The 17,117-nt window shown below is 61.1% G+C and carries 12 protein-coding genes; 5 read left to right on the top strand and 7 right to left on the bottom strand.

Going from position 1 to position 17,117, the window contains the following annotated elements:
- Nucleotides 1-159 precede the first annotated feature (159 nt).
- Both MH112_RS14445 and MH112_RS14440 read left to right on the top strand, forming a co-directional pair.
- Nucleotides 160-2,016: a phosphoenolpyruvate carboxykinase (GTP) gene (locus tag MH112_RS14445; RefSeq protein ID WP_296569113.1), complete on the top strand. Its 1,857-nt coding sequence runs from the start codon at nucleotides 160-162 to the stop codon at nucleotides 2,014-2,016.
- Between the two features lie 128 nt (nucleotides 2,017-2,144).
- Nucleotides 2,145-2,357 (top strand): hypothetical protein, encoded by a 213-nt coding sequence (locus MH112_RS14440; protein WP_296569110.1) that lies wholly within the window; start codon nucleotides 2,145-2,147, stop codon nucleotides 2,355-2,357.
- A gap of 329 nt (nucleotides 2,358-2,686) precedes the next feature.
- On the opposite strand, the gene argE is transcribed toward MH112_RS14440, so the two are convergent.
- Nucleotides 2,687-3,889: an acetylornithine deacetylase gene (gene argE / locus MH112_RS14435; RefSeq protein ID WP_296569108.1), complete on the bottom strand. Its 1,203-nt coding sequence runs from the start codon at nucleotides 3,887-3,889 to the stop codon at nucleotides 2,687-2,689.
- A gap of 400 nt (nucleotides 3,890-4,289) precedes the next feature.
- On the opposite strand from argE, the gene MH112_RS14430 reads away from it, so the two are divergent.
- Together MH112_RS14430 and MH112_RS14425 are read left to right on the top strand one after the other, a co-directional pair.
- Nucleotides 4,290-6,134, top strand: a complete 1,845-nt coding sequence (locus MH112_RS14430) for a gamma-glutamyltransferase (RefSeq protein ID WP_296569106.1) — start codon at nucleotides 4,290-4,292, stop codon at nucleotides 6,132-6,134.
- A gap of 38 nt (nucleotides 6,135-6,172) precedes the next feature.
- Nucleotides 6,173-9,298, top strand: a complete 3,126-nt coding sequence (locus MH112_RS14425; protein ID WP_296569103.1) for a TonB-dependent receptor — start codon at nucleotides 6,173-6,175, stop codon at nucleotides 9,296-9,298.
- A 41-nt stretch (nucleotides 9,299-9,339) separates the two neighbouring features.
- Here the strand turns inward: MH112_RS14425 and MH112_RS14420 are convergent, their stop codons facing one another.
- Both MH112_RS14420 and MH112_RS14415 read right to left on the bottom strand, forming a co-directional pair.
- Nucleotides 9,340-10,296, bottom strand: a complete 957-nt coding sequence (locus MH112_RS14420; RefSeq protein WP_296569099.1) for a LysR family transcriptional regulator — start codon at nucleotides 10,294-10,296, stop codon at nucleotides 9,340-9,342.
- Between the two features lie 161 nt (nucleotides 10,297-10,457).
- A complete protein-coding gene (locus tag MH112_RS14415; protein ID WP_296569096.1) occupies nucleotides 10,458-11,657 on the bottom strand; it encodes an aromatic amino acid transaminase in 1,200 nt (399 codons plus the stop codon).
- 192 nt (nucleotides 11,658-11,849) lie between these two features.
- On the opposite strand from MH112_RS14415, the gene MH112_RS14410 reads away from it, so the two are divergent.
- The gene (locus MH112_RS14410; RefSeq protein ID WP_296569095.1) at nucleotides 11,850-12,338 is read left to right on the top strand and encodes an Lrp/AsnC family transcriptional regulator; all 489 of its coding nucleotides are present in this window, start codon (nucleotides 11,850-11,852) and stop codon (nucleotides 12,336-12,338) included.
- Nucleotides 12,339-12,603: 265 nt separating this feature from the next.
- On the opposite strand, the gene MH112_RS14405 is transcribed toward MH112_RS14410, so the two are convergent.
- The 4 genes from MH112_RS14405 to paaG are packed head-to-tail and all read right to left on the bottom strand — an operon-like array spanning nucleotide 12,604 to nucleotide 17,068.
- On the bottom strand, nucleotides 12,604-12,903 hold the full coding sequence (locus MH112_RS14405; protein WP_296569092.1) for an EthD family reductase: 300 nt from the start codon (nucleotides 12,901-12,903) through the stop codon (nucleotides 12,604-12,606).
- An 11-nt stretch (nucleotides 12,904-12,914) separates the two neighbouring features.
- Complete coding sequence (locus MH112_RS14400; RefSeq protein WP_296569089.1) at nucleotides 12,915-14,204, bottom strand: AMP-binding protein; 1,290 nt, start codon at nucleotides 14,202-14,204, stop codon at nucleotides 12,915-12,917.
- Nucleotides 14,205-14,217: 13 nt separating this feature from the next.
- Nucleotides 14,218-16,248, bottom strand: a complete 2,031-nt coding sequence (paaZ, locus tag MH112_RS14395) for a phenylacetic acid degradation bifunctional protein PaaZ (RefSeq protein WP_296569086.1) — start codon at nucleotides 16,246-16,248, stop codon at nucleotides 14,218-14,220.
- A 31-nt stretch (nucleotides 16,249-16,279) separates the two neighbouring features.
- On the bottom strand, nucleotides 16,280-17,068 hold the full coding sequence (gene paaG / locus MH112_RS14390) for a 2-(1,2-epoxy-1,2-dihydrophenyl)acetyl-CoA isomerase PaaG (protein ID WP_296569084.1): 789 nt from the start codon (nucleotides 17,066-17,068) through the stop codon (nucleotides 16,280-16,282).
- Between the last annotated feature and the right edge of the window lie 49 nt (nucleotides 17,069-17,117).

The following is a 17,117-nucleotide window of genomic DNA, read 5'->3' as shown; positions in this document are numbered from 1 at the left end:
CTCGGCGCCGAGGACGTGAAGTCTTGAACGGGCAAAAAGCAAAATTTAGCTCGGCGCGCAGTTTGCACACTCGACGTCACGCATTATGGACTTGTTCATAATCGTACACCGGCAGCCGAAAGGCTGACCGGACGTGACGGCCAGGTGATGGAGACCTTCATGACGGACGCGACCACGACGAAAGCCTTGGACGCTGCGCCTACCCGCCATGCGGGACTGAAGGCCTGGGTCAGGGAAATCGCCGCTCTGACCAAGCCCGACGCGATTCAGTGGTGTGACGGGTCTGATGCAGAGTGGGCGCGCCTGACCGGTGAACTGGTTCAAGCGGGTACCCTGACCGCCCTGAACCCGGACCTTCGGCCCAATTCTTTTTATGCGGCCTCTGACCCCCGCGACGTCGCCCGGGTGGAGAGCCGTACCTTCATCTGTTCTGAAAATGAGATCGACGCCGGCCCCACCAACAACTGGGCCGACCCGTCGGAAATGCGCGCCAAGCTCGACGGCCTGTTCGATGGCTGTATGCGTGGCCGCACCATGTACGTGGTGCCCTTCTGCATGGGTCCCCTGGGCTCGAAGATCAGCGCCATCGGCGTGGAGATCACCGACAGCGCCTATGTGGCCATCTCCATGCGCGTCATGACCCGCATGGGCACCCCGGCCCTGGAGCAACTGGGCGAGGACGGCTTCTTCGTCCCGGCCGTACACAGCCTCGGCGCGCCCCTAGCGGCCGGTCAGGCTGACGTGCCGTGGCCCTGCAACGACGAGAAGTACATCGTGCACTTCCCGGAGACCCGGGAGATCTGGTCCTACGGGTCGGGCTATGGCGGCAACGCGCTGCTGGGCAAGAAGTGTTTTGCCCTGCGCATCGCCTCGGTCATGGCCAGGGATGAGGGCTGGCTTGCCGAGCACATGCTGATCCTCAAGCTGACCTCGCCCGAGAAGGATGTCCGCTACATTGCGGCAGCTTTCCCCAGCGCGTGTGGCAAGACCAATATGGCCATGCTGCAGCCCACCCTGCCGGGCTGGAAGGCCGAGACCATCGGCGACGACATCTGCTGGATGCGGTTTGGCGATGATGGCCGTCTCTATGCCATCAATCCTGAAGCCGGCTTCTTCGGCGTTGCCCCGGGGACAGGTCTGGAAACCAATCGCAACGCAGTTGATGCCCTGCACGCCAACTGCGTCTTCACCAATGTCGCCCTTACTCCAGAGGGCGATGTCTGGTGGGAAGGTCTCACCGCAGAGCCGCCGCCGAAGCTCACCGACTGGCGCGGCAATCCCTGGACGCCAGCGTCAGAGACGCCTGCGGCCCATCCCAATGCGCGCTTCACCGTACCGGCCGAACAATGCCCAGTGATCGCGCCGGAGTGGGAAGACCCGGCCGGCGTGCCGATCTCGGCGATCCTGTTCGGCGGCCGCCGCGCCTCTGCCGTCCCCCTGGTCACCGAGGCCTTTGATTGGCGCCACGGGGTGTTCATGGCCTCCAACGTGGCTTCTGAGGGCACGGCGGCGGCTGAGAACGCCATTGGCGAACTGCGCCGCGATCCCTTCGCCATGCTGCCCTTCTGCGGCTACAACATGGGCGACTATTTCAATCACTGGCTGAAGCTTGGTGCCCAGGCCGACGCTGAAAAGCTGCCGCGCATCTATTTCGTGAACTGGTTCCGCAAGGACGAGCGGGGCAAGTTCGTCTGGCCGGGCTTTGGCGAGAACAGCCGGGTCCTGAAATGGATCGTCGAGCGGCTGGCCGGCCGCGCCGAGGCCGTCGACACCCCGATCGGACGGCTGCCCACCCGCGAAAGCCTGGACCTGGCGGGTCTTGATCTCACCGATGCGCAGCTGGACCTGCTGCTTACCGTCGATGCTGACATCTGGACCCAGGAAGCGGCCTTGATCCCGCCGGCCTATGAGCGGTTTGCCTCGCGTCTGCCCAAGGCCCTGTGGGACGAACATGCCGCCCTGGTGGCCAGGCTCCAGAGCCAGAAACTCGGCCAGGCTGCTGCTGCGGCGGAGTAGGGCCCAAACCCTTGCTGGAAAGGGCGGCGGGCCAGTCCTGCCGCGCCACCGCCGGGATCAAAACTTGACAGGGCGCGTTCATGAGCCGTCTGATGTCTGAGGTTGTTGCAGCGCAACAGGGGCCGGGAATGTCTGAGCCACTTTTCGCCTATTCTATGAGCCAGGACGCCATGGGCTGGGCTTGGAGCGTCTATGATGAGGCCGGCGAGATCGTCGCCTCGGGCCTGGACGCCTGCCAGGATACCGCCAAGGCTGCGGTTGATCGCGCTATGCGCCACTTCGCCTGGATTGGTCTGTCGACCCCTGGCGGCCGTCGCAGGGCACCAGCCGGCTCAGCCTGAGGCCAACTCACCTCGACCCCGAAGACCTATCGCTTTGATCTGGAGCTTCTGCACGGGAGCCCGCGGGTTCACATCGCATCGCGGCGTATCTCGGCGTCGTGACCTGTTGACCTGCTCCCGGCCCGACCTGGTCCAAGGTTGGGGGCAAGGTCACAAACGAGAGGCCAAAGGTCGCAAACACTAGTAACAGCGAGACGAATTCTGAGTCCGCTGGGAAGAACAGTAGTCCGATTGTCCGCGCGAAGTAAGCGTAAATGAGAACATCGAACCACTCGAGCGCGTTGCCGATGCCTGCGGAGAATATGTTCCGCATCGGACTTTAGATGCGGTCAGTCATTCGGGCCGTCTCCAACGTATGTTAGGGCTTCCGCCAAGCGCTTCATCATCGTCATGCAGCGGTCGAGTTGGTCGATCTCGATAAACTCATCCGGCTGGTGCGCCTGCTCGACTGAGCCAGGTCCGCAGATCACCACTGAGAAGCCGCGGCGCTGGAAGAACCCAGCTTCAGAACCGTAGGAGACGACCCTACGCTCGCCGTTGTCGCCCGTCAGGCTGCGTACGAGGCGATCAGCCAAGCCCGCTTCGTCGAAAGCCAAAGCAGGGATCGCGGCGCTGCGAGCGACTGAAATCCCGGCGCCCGGGAAGGCAATCCGCATCTCACGGTCAAGCCGCTCCACTATTTCGAAGAAGGGCCGAAGCACATCGTCCGGCTGATGGCCCGGCACGCAACGCAGGTCGAAGGTGAAGGCGCATTCGCCGGCTAGGATGTTGACCGCAGTGCCGCCGTGGATCTCACCGACCGTCAGGGTCGAGTACCCTGGATCGAACGGCGATGTAGGATCGACCATTGCGCGTAGACGGTGCGCGATGTCGCTCAGGCAAGCCATTAGCTCGATCGCCACCATATTCGCGGAGATTCCAACGTGAGGCAGGCTAGAGTGCGCTTCCAACCCACGCACCTGAACGCGGTAGACGCTCGCCCCCTTGTGGCTTCCCACCACCGTCATCGATGAGGGTTCGCCGACAATAACCATGTCCGGCCTCGGCAAATGCTCCACTATGCTATCCACAAGGGTCTCCGCACCGAGGCACCCCACCTCTTCATCGTAGGAAATGGCGAGGTGCACCGGTCGCTTAAGCCGCCCCGGTTGGGTGAAGAGCGGAGCGGCGGCCAACGCGCAGGCGATGAACCCTTTCATGTCGGTGACGCCGCGACCCACGAGCCGGTCGCCGCGACGAACTAATTCGAATGGCTTGGACGTCCAGTCCTGACCGTCTACCGGGACAACATCGCTGTGACCGGACAGGACTACACCGCCTTCCACGGCGGGCCCGAGCGTGGCGAAAAGATTGGCTTTGCGGTGCTCGCTGTCAAACACGAGCCGCGACGTAACACCAAACTGACGCAGGTATTCAGAAACGTAATCAATAAGCGCCAAGTTCGATTCTCGCGAGGTCGTGTCATACGACACCAACCGCTCGAGAATTGCGAACGTGTCGGCTGACCGACTGAGCGCGATAGAAGGCAACATTTAGGTCAGGTTCCTATCATGGCAGCAACAGCCAGCGGGCTTGGGCGCGCGCACGCGGAGCAGTTGTTGAGCCGTAGCGCGCGGCGCTACGCGATTGATGCGCGCCGCCGCGGCCGCCGTAAATGGGCAAAAGCCCAATCACCAATCGGCACAATGTCGATGTTTTTTTAGTTGCCGCGCCTACGTTCAGCGTGGGAGTGTTTGTGACTATTTGCAAAAGAAATGGCGTCGACGGGGCGATGCCGCGCCAGTGTCCACGACATGAGTAATTCGTTTGAAGCGCGTCAATGTAGTATTCGCGCTTCAAACGTGCGCTCGAAGGCCCGCGTTCCTGAGCAGGCTACGTCGAACGGATGCAGCGTTGAGATCGCCTCAGACGCCGGCAAGGGAGGTATCTTCAATGTCCAGCCAAAATGACGGCGTTCGCCGACGCGATCTGGCTCTGGGTGCCGCCGGCTTGCTTGCCGCCGCCTCACCCGCCCTGGCCCAGCAGCGGCCACCGGGTCAGGCGAGTGGCGCACCGGCAAAACGGCCTGAGGCGGCCGAGGAAGTTTCCCGATACAGATGGAGGTGGAGTCGTAGCGCGATCAAATCGGTACGCAGTCAAGGCGCGATGATCTCGACTTCCAGCGGGGGCAAATCCAACGACGACGCCCTGGCTATTATGCGCGCAGGTGGCAATGCCGCGGACGCAGCGCTCAGCATGGCCATCGCCCAAGTAGTGCACGCGATCGGGTCATGGACCACGCACGCCGGAATACTCACCCTAGTCTACTACGAGGCAAAGACAGGCAAAATTCACAGCCTGAACGCCGGCTTTAATACCGTCGCCGGTGAGACCGATCCGATGACTATCCCTGCGCGTGCGTTCGGTGCAACCGACGTGCCCCAGGACATCGGTCGAACTGTGCTTGTACCCGGCTTCATGGCTGGGGTTGAGGCGGCGTATAATCGCTTCGGCAGTATTCCCTTCGCGCGCTTGTTTGATTCCGGGATCGCAATCGCCGAAGGCGGGATGGTAGTCGATGCATCTATGGAGGACTTCCTCTCCAACGAGGCCCACCTGCGCCTGACCGAGACCCGCAACATTTTCCGAAAGCCGAACGGAGCGACTTACAAGGCAGGCGAGCTATTCCGGCAACCAGCGCTAGCAAACACGCTTCGCAACGTCGCCCAGCAAGGCGCGGCCTATATGTACACTGGGGCGTGGGCCGAAAAGTTTGTGGCTGGCGTGCGGGCCGACGGTGGCCAGATGAGCATGGCCGACCTCGCTAACTATGCCGTGCAATGGGGCCAGCCCCTCCATACCAACTACAAAGGCTATGACGTCTATTCTCTTCAGCACTGTCACTTTATGCATGGCGGTCTGCGTCTAGCTCAAGAAAGCAAACTGGCCTCACTTGGTCGCTATTACGAGAATCCGGACGTTTTCTACTACTACCACAAAATCTTCCGGGCGACCGGCACCAATATGACGATCATGGGTACACGCATTGATCAGTTGCCGGTTCCGCCGACGGACTGGTTGGATCCGCAAAAGATCGCCGCGTACTGGCCGCTAATCAGGGATGGCCGCTTCCCGGCGTCACCAGGTGGCACCAACAACCCACATACGGATACCATGGTAGTCGTCGATCCGCAGGGGAATGTCGCATCGCTGATGCATTCCACCAACGGCGCTGCGACTGGCCTCTATGTGGACGGCGTTTCGGTCCCCGGCCCAGCTGGCCTCCAGCAAAATCATGTTCGTAAGGTCGGCCCCGGGCGGCCCATGCCCAACATGGTGCCCAACACCATCGTGCTCAAAAACAAGAGGCCTGTGTTCGCAACTGCGGCTGCTGGTCACGCACTGCACCAAGAGACACTCAAGGTAATCACCAACCTAATCGATTACGGCAAGTCCGGCCGCGATGCGATCCAGGCACCGAGCTTTGTCGAGCCATTCTTCTCCAACGCGAAGGGCCTTGAGCCAGACGAAGTGGTTCTGGCCGGCGACTATACCGAAGAACTCCTCGACGCCGTCCGAGAGAAAGGTATGCCGGTAACGGAATTCGTTCGCGGTTCTCCCGGCGGCTCGAATCCCAGCGCCGAGACGACCAACCGGTCCAGCGCCGCCTCGGCGGAGACGCCTGAGATCCGACGGAATGCCAACCTTGGGATCGTCGCTCTCGTAGTCATCGACCCGAAGACAGGTGAGCGCGAAGGCGTCTCGCCGCGTTTCACCGGCAACGCCAGTGGCTTTTGAGGAGCGCAAGCTCGCCAATTCTTTTTGGGGGAATAACAATGAACCATGCCAATATCGCTCGTCCGAACCTGCGCCGTCTCGCATGCGCGACTTCGGCCCTCGTCATGGTGACAGGCGAGGCTGTTGCGCAGACGACCGCACCCGCTCAACAGCCAAGCCAGGTCGAGGAAGTGGTGGTCACCGGCTCGCGTATCGTCCGCGCAGGATTCGACACACTTGAGCCCGCGACAGTGGTTGCTGCCGAACGACTTGCGGACCGCGGGGCCACCAACGTAGGCGAGGTCCTTCGCACGACACCGGGATTCGCGGCTGGCCAAAGTTCACTGAACAACCAAAGCCAGTTCTCGCCGGGTGCTCTCTTTGTGGACCGCTTCGGCCTGGGTTCAGGCCGCACGTTGACGCTGGTTAACGGCCGCCGTCATGTCTCAACGAACCCGCCGACAGTTCAAGGTAATATTGTCGGCGGCGGCAACCCAGCTGGCGTCCAGGTCGATCTCAACATCATTCCAACCATCATGGTTGAGCGAGTCGAAAACCTTGCGGTGGGTGGGGCGCCTACGTACGGCTCGGATGCGATCGCTGGGGTCGTAAACGTCATCTTGCGTCAGAGGTTCGAGGGCGCGCGCATCTCGTCCCAGGCCGGAATTACAGAGCGCGGCGATAACCAGCGTTTCAATATCTCCGCTCTTGCAGGCCGCAACTTCGCGGAAGATCGCGGAAACGCCATGGTCGCCCTAAGTTTCGACAGTTCACAAGGGGTCAACGCTTGGCGGCGCGACATCAACCGGCGAAGCTACCTCCTGGCGACAAACCCCCTTGCGACCTCAGCGACCGCTAACATTGCAGGCCGCACCGCAGCGAACGACGGACGGATAAATCCAAACATCCCGTTTAACACTGGACCGGCCGATGGCATTCCGAATGCGGTCTTCATACAGAATAGCCGCATTCCAGGTATCAACTATACCGGCGTGCTGTCGCCGATCGGCAGTCCTGTCGTCGATTCCACGCTGCGAACCCCTGGCTTCGGGCCGACCGGTCAAAACCGCCTGATGTTTAACGCGGCGGGCGAAATCGTCCCCTACAACCCTGGCTCGCCCTTCACGGCGGTAGTAGCGTCGGGGGGCGACGGCTTCGAACTTAGGTTGACCCAGCCGATTTCCGCCGACGTTCAGCGAAAGTCGGTGAATTTCAATGTCAGCTACAACCTAACGCCTGCCGTCACGGCGTTTCTTGAGAGCAACCTCTTCCGTAGCAGCGGCCGCGAAATCGCAGAACAGCCTGTCTATAACTCACCGCTATTTGGCGGCCGGACGATCCCCAATGGCCCAATGTTATTCTCCGTTAACGACCCCCGTTTGAGCGCTGAGGCTCGCGCGACGCTGGTCGCCAATGGCATTACAGACTTCAATCTATCCAGAGCGATCCCCGAGTTGGGTAACCTCGGAGGGCGCGTTGAGACCACGGTAAAGCGCGCTGTGGTTGGGCTACGCGGGGAAGTCGGATTGGGCCGTCGAACCTTCAACTACGAAGTATCTTACAATCAAGGTCAGACGCTGTCAGACAACTACGCTACTGAAGTCAACCAGCAGCGCTTCGTGAATGCCATTAATGTCCGACAAGGGCCTGGCAGTCTAGTTTGCGACCCCACCCCCACGCGCAACGTCGCATCTGGGGCTCTAAGTCCGGTGGCAGACGCCGCTTGCGTGCCGTTGAACGTCTTCGGTAACAATGTCACCGCGGCTGCTGTGAGCTATGTTACATTTCAGTCCAACAATCGATCTTTGCTTGAACAGACTGACTTCCTAGCGACAATCGCGTCCTCAAATCTGTTTTCCGTATGGGGTGCCGATCCGGTAGGCTTCAGTGCTGGCGTTCAGCGGCGCCGCGAATACGGCAAGTTCACGCCAGATCGCCTGATCTCGGTAGGCGCGGCGCGCAATACGCCCTTTTCCGCGCTTTCGGGCGAACTCAAGACGAAGGAAATCTTCGGCGAACTGCTTGTTCCGCTGGTCTCACCAGGGCTCAACTTCCCGCTGGTTAACACGTTGGAAGCCGAAGGGCGGATCCGCTATGTCGATAATAGTTTGAACGGTGGCTTTACAACATACACAGCGGGGGGCCGCTACCGCCCAGTTGCCGACCTAGAATTCCGCGGCAATTACACACGTTCGTTGCGCGCGCCTGCCATCCCGGAGCTTTTCACGCCTCAGGCCGAGGGCCGATCGACCTTCCCCGATCCATGCGACTCGCGAAACGTCAGCCAGGGGGCCGCACCCACAGTCCGGGCCCGCAACTGCGCGGCCTTCTATCAAAGCTATGGAATAACCGGGACGTTTAACTCCCGTGCTATTGGCATCACTCAACCCTCACGGCAAGGCGGCAACCCGAACCTGACCAACGAGAAGGCGGACTCCTACACGTTCGGCGTCGTACTGCGCCCGCGATTCCTGCCGAAGTTCCAAGCGGCTGTCGACTGGAGTGATATTCGCATCACTGATAACATCGCAGCCCTCTCCGCCGGCGAAATTGGGAGCGGCTGCTACGACAATCCGAACTTCGACATCGCGAACCCTGACGCCGGCAACAGCTTCTGCACGCTGTTCCGCCGGGTTCGTGGGGGAACCGACAACGGCCAGATCGCCATAGATCCTGTCCAGCCGGGCATTACAACCACGTTCGTCAATGGGGCCTTTACGACGTTCGCGGGTTTGAGCGCGGTCGCGAGCTATAGCGACATCCCACTCGACGGCCTCGGTCTCGGCGATTCCACTCTCAACATCGACGGAAGCCTTTTCTACGTCGACAAACTTTGCAGTTCGAACAACGGCGTTGTGCGCACGTGCACGCAGGGGACTAACAGCAATCCTCGGTACACTGCGCAATTGAACCTGAGCTACCGGCTGAACGACTTCCGCGCAAATTTGGAAGTCAACTATCGGCCACAAACGAAGTTCGATCTGCTATTCACCAACGAATCGCAGGATATCCTAAAGCTACCTGAACAGTTCCTATTCAATACGGCGGTTTCTTATCAGGTAAACGAGGCCACCAATGTTCAGGTAACCGTGACTAATATCTTTGACAGCGAGCCATTGGCACCGACCTTGACCGGTGATTCGCTCGGCCGGCGGTACACTTTGCGGATAAACCGCAACTTCTAAAAACGGCGACGGCGCACGGGCGAAAAACGCCCGTGCGCCGCTTACGCGGCCCGATTGGTGAACCACTTCTGACGATCACGGTCAAACCCACGAGCGATGCAATCAACGACCAAGCGAATGCGTCGCGCCTGGTTAGTCTCCTCATGGGAGACCAGCCAAACCTCATTGTCGAAAACGGTGCTGCTAGGCAGTTCTACAAGGTCCGGACATATATCTCGGTAAAAACGGGGAAAAACTCCGATCCCCAGCCCAGCACGGACTGCCGCAACGTAAACCGCGGCCGATGTGGTTCGCAGCCGCACGTGGTTGTTTTCGCGTACCGCGTCGAGCCAGCGGGCGCTCGCGAGAACGAAGTGGTGGGTATGATAGTCGATTATGTCATGGCCGCGGATTTGAGCGCTGTCCTCGACTGGCTCGCGGGCTTCGAGATAAGACGCTGAGGCGAAGACCGCTGTGGGGATGCGCCCAACTAGACGGCTAACAAGGCGGACATTGGTTGGCCGCGTATAGCCGATGCCTATGTCGGCATCCTTGGAGATGATTTCATATTCTCCATGGCTCGTGATGATGTCGATATCGATGTCTGGATGTTGAGCGCAAAAATTACCCATCAGCGGTGTCAGCCAAACCGACGCGAGACCTTCAGTACATGAAATTTTGACAGTCCCGGACGGCAGAACGTCGAGAGCTCCCAGGTTCAAGTTCAGTTCCTTGACGAGGTCTTCAACGCTCTTAGCGCGCTCCACGATGAGGCGACCCGGTTCGGTCAGCTTTAGTTCTTTTCCGTGTCGTTCGAAAATCTTCGCGCCGAGAGCAAGCTCGAAGCGATGGTATCGCCGTGAGACCGTGGACTGATCGGTTTTGAGCAGCCGAGCTGCCCCTTGAAAATTGCCCGCAAGGTGCAAGGCCAGCAAGAGCCGCAAGTCGTCCCAGTCGCGGATTCCGTAACCGTTACCAATCGCCGTCACGCGTGTTGCCCTTTTTGCTTGTGCGGCCAAGAGACCGGAAGACTGCGGCGCCTCGAGAACAAGAGAGCAAACTTATCAGCATGCGGGAAATTTGGCAGGAGGGCATCGGCTGTCCGGGGAAGGGATTTGGCCAGCCTTTGGGCCTTTAGCCATCGCCGCTTAATGTATCGATGTCACGAGCGCTGAGCTGTTTATCGGGGGAGAACGGTGTCCAGAGCTCTTACGAAAGCCGGGATAGTGTCCATAGTCAGTCCGGCAACATTAATGCGCCCGTTCCGCGCCATATAGATCGCGTGATCGCGGCGCAGGGCTTCCACTCCCTCGCTGTCGATGGCCAGTAGCGAGAATAGGCCATGCTGGCGCCTGATCGGTGCGAGCCGCTCATCGGCATCCGCAAGCGCGTCCCGGATGTCGAAGAGTCTCGCGCGCTGAAGGTCGAGTTCACGACGCCAGTGCGACTTGAGTTGCGCATCCTCGAGGATCAGGCGAACTGCCGCAGCACCGTGATCCGGCGGCATCGACCAGGCGCAACGCGCAGCTTTCAGAATGTTGCTCTTCACTGCCTCAGCGTACCGCCCATTCACCTTCACGTAGAGGGCGCCTGTGCGCTCGCGATAGAGGCCGAAATTCTTATCCAGCGAATAGGCGACGATCGCGGTATCGACGTTTGCGATCACTTCTTGCAGGCCCGCTACATCGCGCTCTAGGCCGTTTCCAAGGCCCTGATAGGCCAGATCAATCAGGGGCACGATCCCCCGCGCACTGAGATGTTGGGCGATTTCCGCCCACTCGGCTTCACCAAAATCGGCTCCGGATGGATTGTGGCAACAGCCGTGCAGCAAGAACAAGTCACCTGGCTCTGCGTCGCGCAAGGCTTTGCGTACAGCCTCGAACTGGATCGTCTGTGTGCGCTGGTCGAAGTATGGAAAACTGGAGATCCGCAAACCGGCGTTCGCAAAGATCTGCTCATGGTTCGGCCAACTAGGGGTGCCGATCCACACTCTTGCGCCGACCTTGCCAGATGCAGCCAGCTCAGCTGCCAAGCGAAGCGCGCCAGTGCCGCCTGGCGTTTGCACGGAAATCAAGTCACCGCTAGAAACTGCGCCTCCGAAAATGATCGGTTCGAGCGCCTCGAGGAAAGCCAAATCCCCTTCCGGTCCCAGATAGGCTTTGGTTTCCTGCGTCTCGAGTAAGGCCCGTTCAGCTGCCTTAACGGCTTCAAAAACTGGCGTTCGGCCTTGAGCGTTGCGGTATACGCCTACGCCTAGGTCAATTTTGCCAGCTCGCGTATCTTCGCGGAACTGTCCGATTAGGGCCAGAACAGCATCCGGCGGCTGCGGCACCAAACTGTCAAAAATTGTACCCGATGAGTGGCTTCGTGCTTCGGTCATGCGAACGCCGATTGCCTGACATCGTGGCCATAACTGTGATGCGAGTTTTCCCGTCCGGGATAGCCGGTTGCCGGGACAGCTTCGGTTGCCTTCGTCATGATTGAAGGATCGCACAGAGGCCCCGATACCTCGTTTCAAAGTGACAAGCGATTCAGCACTAGCTGAAATGGGATTTCGGCGTACACTCGACCTGTGAAATCTGATATCGAGCTCGACCAGATCGCCCTGCGAATCCTGAGACTACTGCAAGAAGACGCAACCATCAGTGTCGTCGAATTGGCAGACAGAGTAGGTGCATCGAGCGCCTCTTGCTGGCGCCGGATCAAAGCGATGGAAGCGGCAGGCTATTTCAAAAAAACGGTCCGCCTTGTTGACCCTGCACGGCTTGGGCGCAGCGTGAACGTGCTCTGCAACGTGCGAATGAAGAGCCATGATCCGACCGTGCGTCTGCCCTTCGAAACATACGTGCAGAGGCAGCCGGAGATCGTCGAAGTTTTCTCGATGTCAGGCGATTGGGACTATCTACTGCGGGTCGTCGCGGAAGACGTGCAAGGATACAACGCCTTCCTGATGCAGAAGTTATTGACACACCCGTCCGTCGCTGCCGCGTCATCACATTTCGCGCTAGAAATGGTAAAGTACAGCACAGCCATTCCAGTGGTTACATCAATCCCAAAATAGATGAATTCTGATAAAGTGTCTTAGGAACGATGTATCTAGACATGACCGGCATTGAGCCTGCGGAGTTACCTCGCAAGTGCTCGTCAACAACCGCGCATGTTGCACTTTTGTTCGCGATCTACGCTCAACGTAGCTTGCAGACGAGCCAAGAAAAAGAGGCCCACCTCGTTTGGTGGGCCGAGTCGGGGAGTTGATAGCGCCAGAAGTGTCGGACTGCGCGTCACGGAGGCCGCACGTACCATTCTTGCTGGCAACCCTGTGGACTTTAGGGGACGATCGAGCCGATCATAATCGTTACGAGGCCGCCAGCAAACTTCGCGAGGTCGCCCCCGGCGGCGGCGTTTTCCGGACTTTGCATCGCGTCCTTGAACGCATCATTTTCGAAGTACATTTCGGCGAGCAGGTAGTTTCCGGGCTCGCCCATCAAGGTTCGGTCGATCAGGGTCAGTTCGGTCCTAATCAGGTTCGGGATCTTGTCGACCAGGGGCAGATGGCCTGACCGATAGCGTTCCATGAAGGCCTCGGGGTCTTTAGGCACCTTGTAAAGGGCGATCAGCTTCTTCATCGGTCTCTCCTTCAAGATGGTTCTGCGCGGCGGTCGACGACCCGGACCGCCTTGCCCTGCGAGCGCATCACGGAGCCTGCCGATCCGAGCTGAACTCCGACGCTTACTCCGATGGTCGACTTGATCAGACGTTCCAGGTCGTTCGCTTGCTCCGCGGCCAAGCGCGGGTTCGCCGCCGGACGGCTCTCGACGCGAATTCTGACCTGGTCGAGCCGCCCCTGTCGGCGCAATTCTACCTCGTAGTGCGGGGCGAGCGCCGAGTAGCCGAAGAGCAGTTCTTCGATCTGCGAGGGGAAGAGGTTCACGCCTCGGATGATCAGCATGTCGTCGCTTCGCGCGCCGACCCGGGCCATCCGCCGCATGGGGCGGCCGATGGCCGGCAGCAACTTGGTGAGGTCGCGCGTCCGGTACCGCACGATCGGCATGGCTTGCTTGGTCAGGCTGGTGAAAACGAGCTCACCGGCCGCCCCCTCGGGCAGCGGCTCACCGGTCTCCGGGTCGATGATCTCCGGATAGAAGTGATCTTCCCAGATCGTCAGCTCGCCGGGGGCGTCAGCACACTCCTGGGCGACGCCTGGCCCGATGACCTCCGACAGGCCGTAGATGTCGAAGGCCTGCAGGCCGAAAGCGGTCTCGATCTCCGACCGCATGCCCTCCGACCACGGTTCGGCCCCGAACAGGCCGATGCGCAGCGACGACTGACGTTGGTCGAGCCCCTGCCGGCGATACTCGTCGAGGATCGCGAGCATGTAGCTGGGCGTCACCATGATGATCTCGGGGCGGAGATCTTCGATCAATCTGACTTGACGCTCCGTCTGGCCGCCCGAGACCGGGATGACGGTGCAGCCAAGCGCCTCGGCGCCGTAGTGGGCGCCGAGGCCGCCTGTGAATAGGCCATACCCGTAGGCAATATGCGCCTTCATGCCGGGTCGCGCGCCCGCTGCATGCAAGCACCGCGCGACCACGTCGCTCCAGGTCGCGACGTCGCCCCGCGTGTAGGCGACGACCGTCGGCTGCCCGGTCGTCCCTGACGAAGCGTGGATTCGCGCCAACGTCTCTTTCGGCACCGCACAGAGGTCGAGCGGATAGGCCTCGCGCAGATCGGCCTTGGTCGTGAACGGAAACCGCCGAAGGTCGTCGAGGCTCTTGAGGTCCGAGGGCTTCACCCCGGCCGCGTCGAACTTAGCGCGATACCGCGAGCAACCTGCATAGGCGGCCGCGAAGCTCGCCTGCATACGCTCCAGCTGAAGCCTTCTCAGGTCCGCGACCGTGGCGCGCTCGATTGCGTCATAGACCTCCACCGCCGACGTCCGACTAGACCGCGCTCATGGTCAGGAGGTCGTAGACCGCAATCAGCTCGTCGTCCTGATTGAACACGTCGACGCGCCAGCGGACCTCGCCCATGTCAGGGGTTTTGAGCGACTTCGACTTCACGCTCAAGACGGCTCGCATGCTCTGACCCGGCTTCAGCGGTTTGATGAACCGCAGACCTTCCAGCCCGTAGTTGGCCAGAACGGGCCCGGGCGCAGGGTCGACGAAGAGGCCGGCGGCGAAGGATAGGATCAGATAGCCGTGCGCGACCCGCCCGCCGAAAATCGGACTCGCCTTGGCCGCCTCTTCGTCCATGTGGGCGTAAAAGGTGTCGCCGGTGAAGTGCGCGAAGTGCTCGATATCATCGAGGGTCACTTCTCGGCTCGCGGTCTTCAGGCTGTAGCCGGGTTCCAGCTCGCCGAACCGCAGCCTGAAGGGGTGGCGATCGCCTTCCACGAGGCGTGAGCCAGGCATTTGCTCCCCAAGGACGGCGCTCAACAGGTCCGGCGAACCTTGCAGTGCGCTACGCTGCATGAAGTGCTTCACACCGCGGACGCCACCCAGCTCCTCGCCGCCGCCTGCGCGGCCCGGTCCGCCGTGGACCAGGACAGGCAATGGGGAGCCGTGGCCAGTAGACTCGCTGGCGCTGTCGCGGTCGATGAACACGGTGCGCCCGTGGTGGGACCCCGCGCCGAGCACAACCTCCCGCGCGGTATCGGCGTCCTTGGTGAACACCGACATGGCCAAGCTGCCACGACCATGGTTGGCCAGCGCGATCGCATCGTCGAGATCCCGATAGGGCATCACGGTCGCGACGGGGCCGAATGCCTCCACATCGTGGAGATCGGCATGAGCCCAAGGATCGTCGCTCCGCAGCAAGACCGGCGTGATGAAGGCACCGCCTTCCAACCCTATCCCCTCGACTGCGCCGCCGCTCAGGTCGCCGAAGACGATTTGTGCGCGCGTAGCCAGGCGCTGCACCCTCGCGGCGACATCGTCGCGCTGCTTGCGACTGACAAGCGCACCCATGCGCACGCCCTCGAGGCGCGGATCTCCCACCTTGACCGACGACAGCCGGGCGATCAGCGCATCCTGAACCGCGTCGAGGACCGACGCCGGCGCCAACGCGCGGCGAATGGCGGTGCACTTTTGCCCCGCCTTGACCGTCATTTCCTTGGCGACCTCCTTGATGAAGAGATCGAACTCTGGCGTCCCGGGCGCCGCATCCGGCCCCAGGATCGAGGCATTGAGCGAGTCCCGCTCGGCCGTGAGCCGCACTCCTTCACGCGCGATGACGGGATGGGCCTGGAGCTTCTGCGCCGTGGCCGCCGACCCTGTGAAGGCGACGACATCCTGACCGCCGAGATGGTCCAGGAGATCGCCGGCCTGGCCCGAGATCAGCTGGAGCGCGCCTTCGGGCAGAAGGCCGCTCTCGATCATGATGCGGAAGGCCGCCTCGGCGACATAGCCGGTCACCTCCGCCGGCTTGACGATCGCCGGCACACCGGCCAGCAGGCACGGTCCCAGCTTCTCCAACATACCCCAGATCGGGAAGTTGTAGGCGTTGATCAGAACGGCGACGCCTTGCAGAGACGTATAGACGTGCTGGCCGATGAAGGTGCCGGTCTTGCCAAGGATTTCAGCCTCGCCATCCAACAGGATGCGCGCGTTCGGCAGCTCTCGGCGTCCCTTCGAGGCGTACGAAAACAGTGTTCCGGCGCCGCCCTCGATATCGATCCAGTTGTCGGCGCGCGTTCCACCGGTCGACGCGGCAATGTCGTAGAGCTCTTCTTTGCGCGCCATGATGGCTTGCGCGAGCCCCTTGAGCAGACCTGCACGCTCGTGGAACGTCATGGCCCGCAAAGCCGGCCCGCCCACACTGCGTGCGTAGGCTAGAGACTCCGCGAAATCGAGACCCTCGCTACTCGTTTCCGCGACGGCCGAGCCGTCGATGGCGCTGAGCACGACCTCGGCGTTGCGACCGGGCGAGACCCAATGATTTCGGATGAAGCTTTCCACCGCGCGGACGGCCATTCGAGTTCTCCAGACTGACGAGGAAGACGGCCTAGTGACCGGTGAACCGGGGCCGACGCTTGTCGAGGAAGGCAGCGACGCCCTCGCCGTAGTCGTTGGTCTGTCCCAACGTCCGCATCAGGTCCCGCTCGCGCTCGAGCTGCTCTTCCAGCGAGCGAAGCATAGCGCCTCGGATGGCGCGTTTGGTGGCGGCCAAGCCTTGTGTGGGGCCTTGAGCGAATTTGGTGGCCAGAGCGAGCGCTTCGCTCGCAAGTTCATCGTCCTCAACGCATTTCCAGATGAGGCCCCACTGGGCCGCACGTTCCGCGTCGATGGGCTCCCCCGTAAGCGCCATGCCCATGGCTCTCGGCAGGCCGGCCAGGCGCGGCAGATGCCAGGTCCCACCCGAGTCCGGGATGAGACCGATCGCCGAAAACGACTCGATGAAACGGGCGCTGCGACCGGCCAGGACGATGTCGCAAGCAAAAGCGATGTTGGCGCCGGCGCCGGCCGCGACCCCATTGACGGCGCAAACCACGGGCGCCGGGAACGTCGTCAGCCGGGTGATCAATGGATTGTAGAACCGCTCCACCGACGCGCCCAGATCGACCTTCTCGCCACCCGGGGCCACGGCGCGATCGTTGAGGTCCTGGCCGGCGCAGAAGCCTCGACCGGATCCCGTGATCAGCACCGAACGGGCGCCCTCGCGTTCCGCAGCATCGAGGGCGTCGGCGACTTCGCCATGCATTTCGGCGGTGAAAGCGTTCAGGCGATCGGGTCGATCGAACGTCAGCTTGGCGACGGCGTCTTCGATCTCGAAATGGATCGTTGCGTAGCTCATGGGAACCTCCCTGCGAATTAATAGAATGGCCAGTCAGACAATAAACGCA

The sequence above is a fragment of the Phenylobacterium sp. genome, assembly GCF_022402485.1.
GTDB lineage: Bacteria > Pseudomonadota > Alphaproteobacteria > Caulobacterales > Caulobacteraceae > Phenylobacterium.
The sequence above is the reverse complement of the archived record's forward strand: the minus strand, read 5'-3'. Positions and strand labels throughout refer to the sequence as shown.

What these genes read in the sequence shown, in the direction of transcription:
- MH112_RS14445 (WP_296569113.1), top strand. Translation starts at nt 160, where the DNA reads ATGACGGACGCGACCACGACGAAAGCCTTGGACGCTGCGCCTACCCGC.
- MH112_RS14440 (WP_296569110.1), top strand. Translation starts at nt 2,145, where the DNA reads ATGTCTGAGCCACTTTTCGCCTATTCTATGAGCCAGGACGCCATGGGC.
- argE (WP_296569108.1), bottom strand. Translation starts at nt 3,889, where the DNA reads ATGTTGCCTTCTATCGCGCTCAGTCGGTCAGCCGACACGTTCGCAATT.
- MH112_RS14430 (WP_296569106.1), top strand. Translation starts at nt 4,290, where the DNA reads ATGTCCAGCCAAAATGACGGCGTTCGCCGACGCGATCTGGCTCTGGGT.
- MH112_RS14425 (WP_296569103.1), top strand. Translation starts at nt 6,173, where the DNA reads ATGAACCATGCCAATATCGCTCGTCCGAACCTGCGCCGTCTCGCATGC.
- MH112_RS14415 (WP_296569096.1), bottom strand. Translation starts at nt 11,657, where the DNA reads ATGACCGAAGCACGAAGCCACTCATCGGGTACAATTTTTGACAGTTTG.
- MH112_RS14405 (WP_296569092.1), bottom strand. Translation starts at nt 12,903, where the DNA reads ATGAAGAAGCTGATCGCCCTTTACAAGGTGCCTAAAGACCCCGAGGCC.
- paaZ (WP_296569086.1), bottom strand. Translation starts at nt 16,248, where the DNA reads ATGGCCGTCCGCGCGGTGGAAAGCTTCATCCGAAATCATTGGGTCTCG.
- paaG (WP_296569084.1), bottom strand. Translation starts at nt 17,068, where the DNA reads ATGAGCTACGCAACGATCCATTTCGAGATCGAAGACGCCGTCGCCAAG.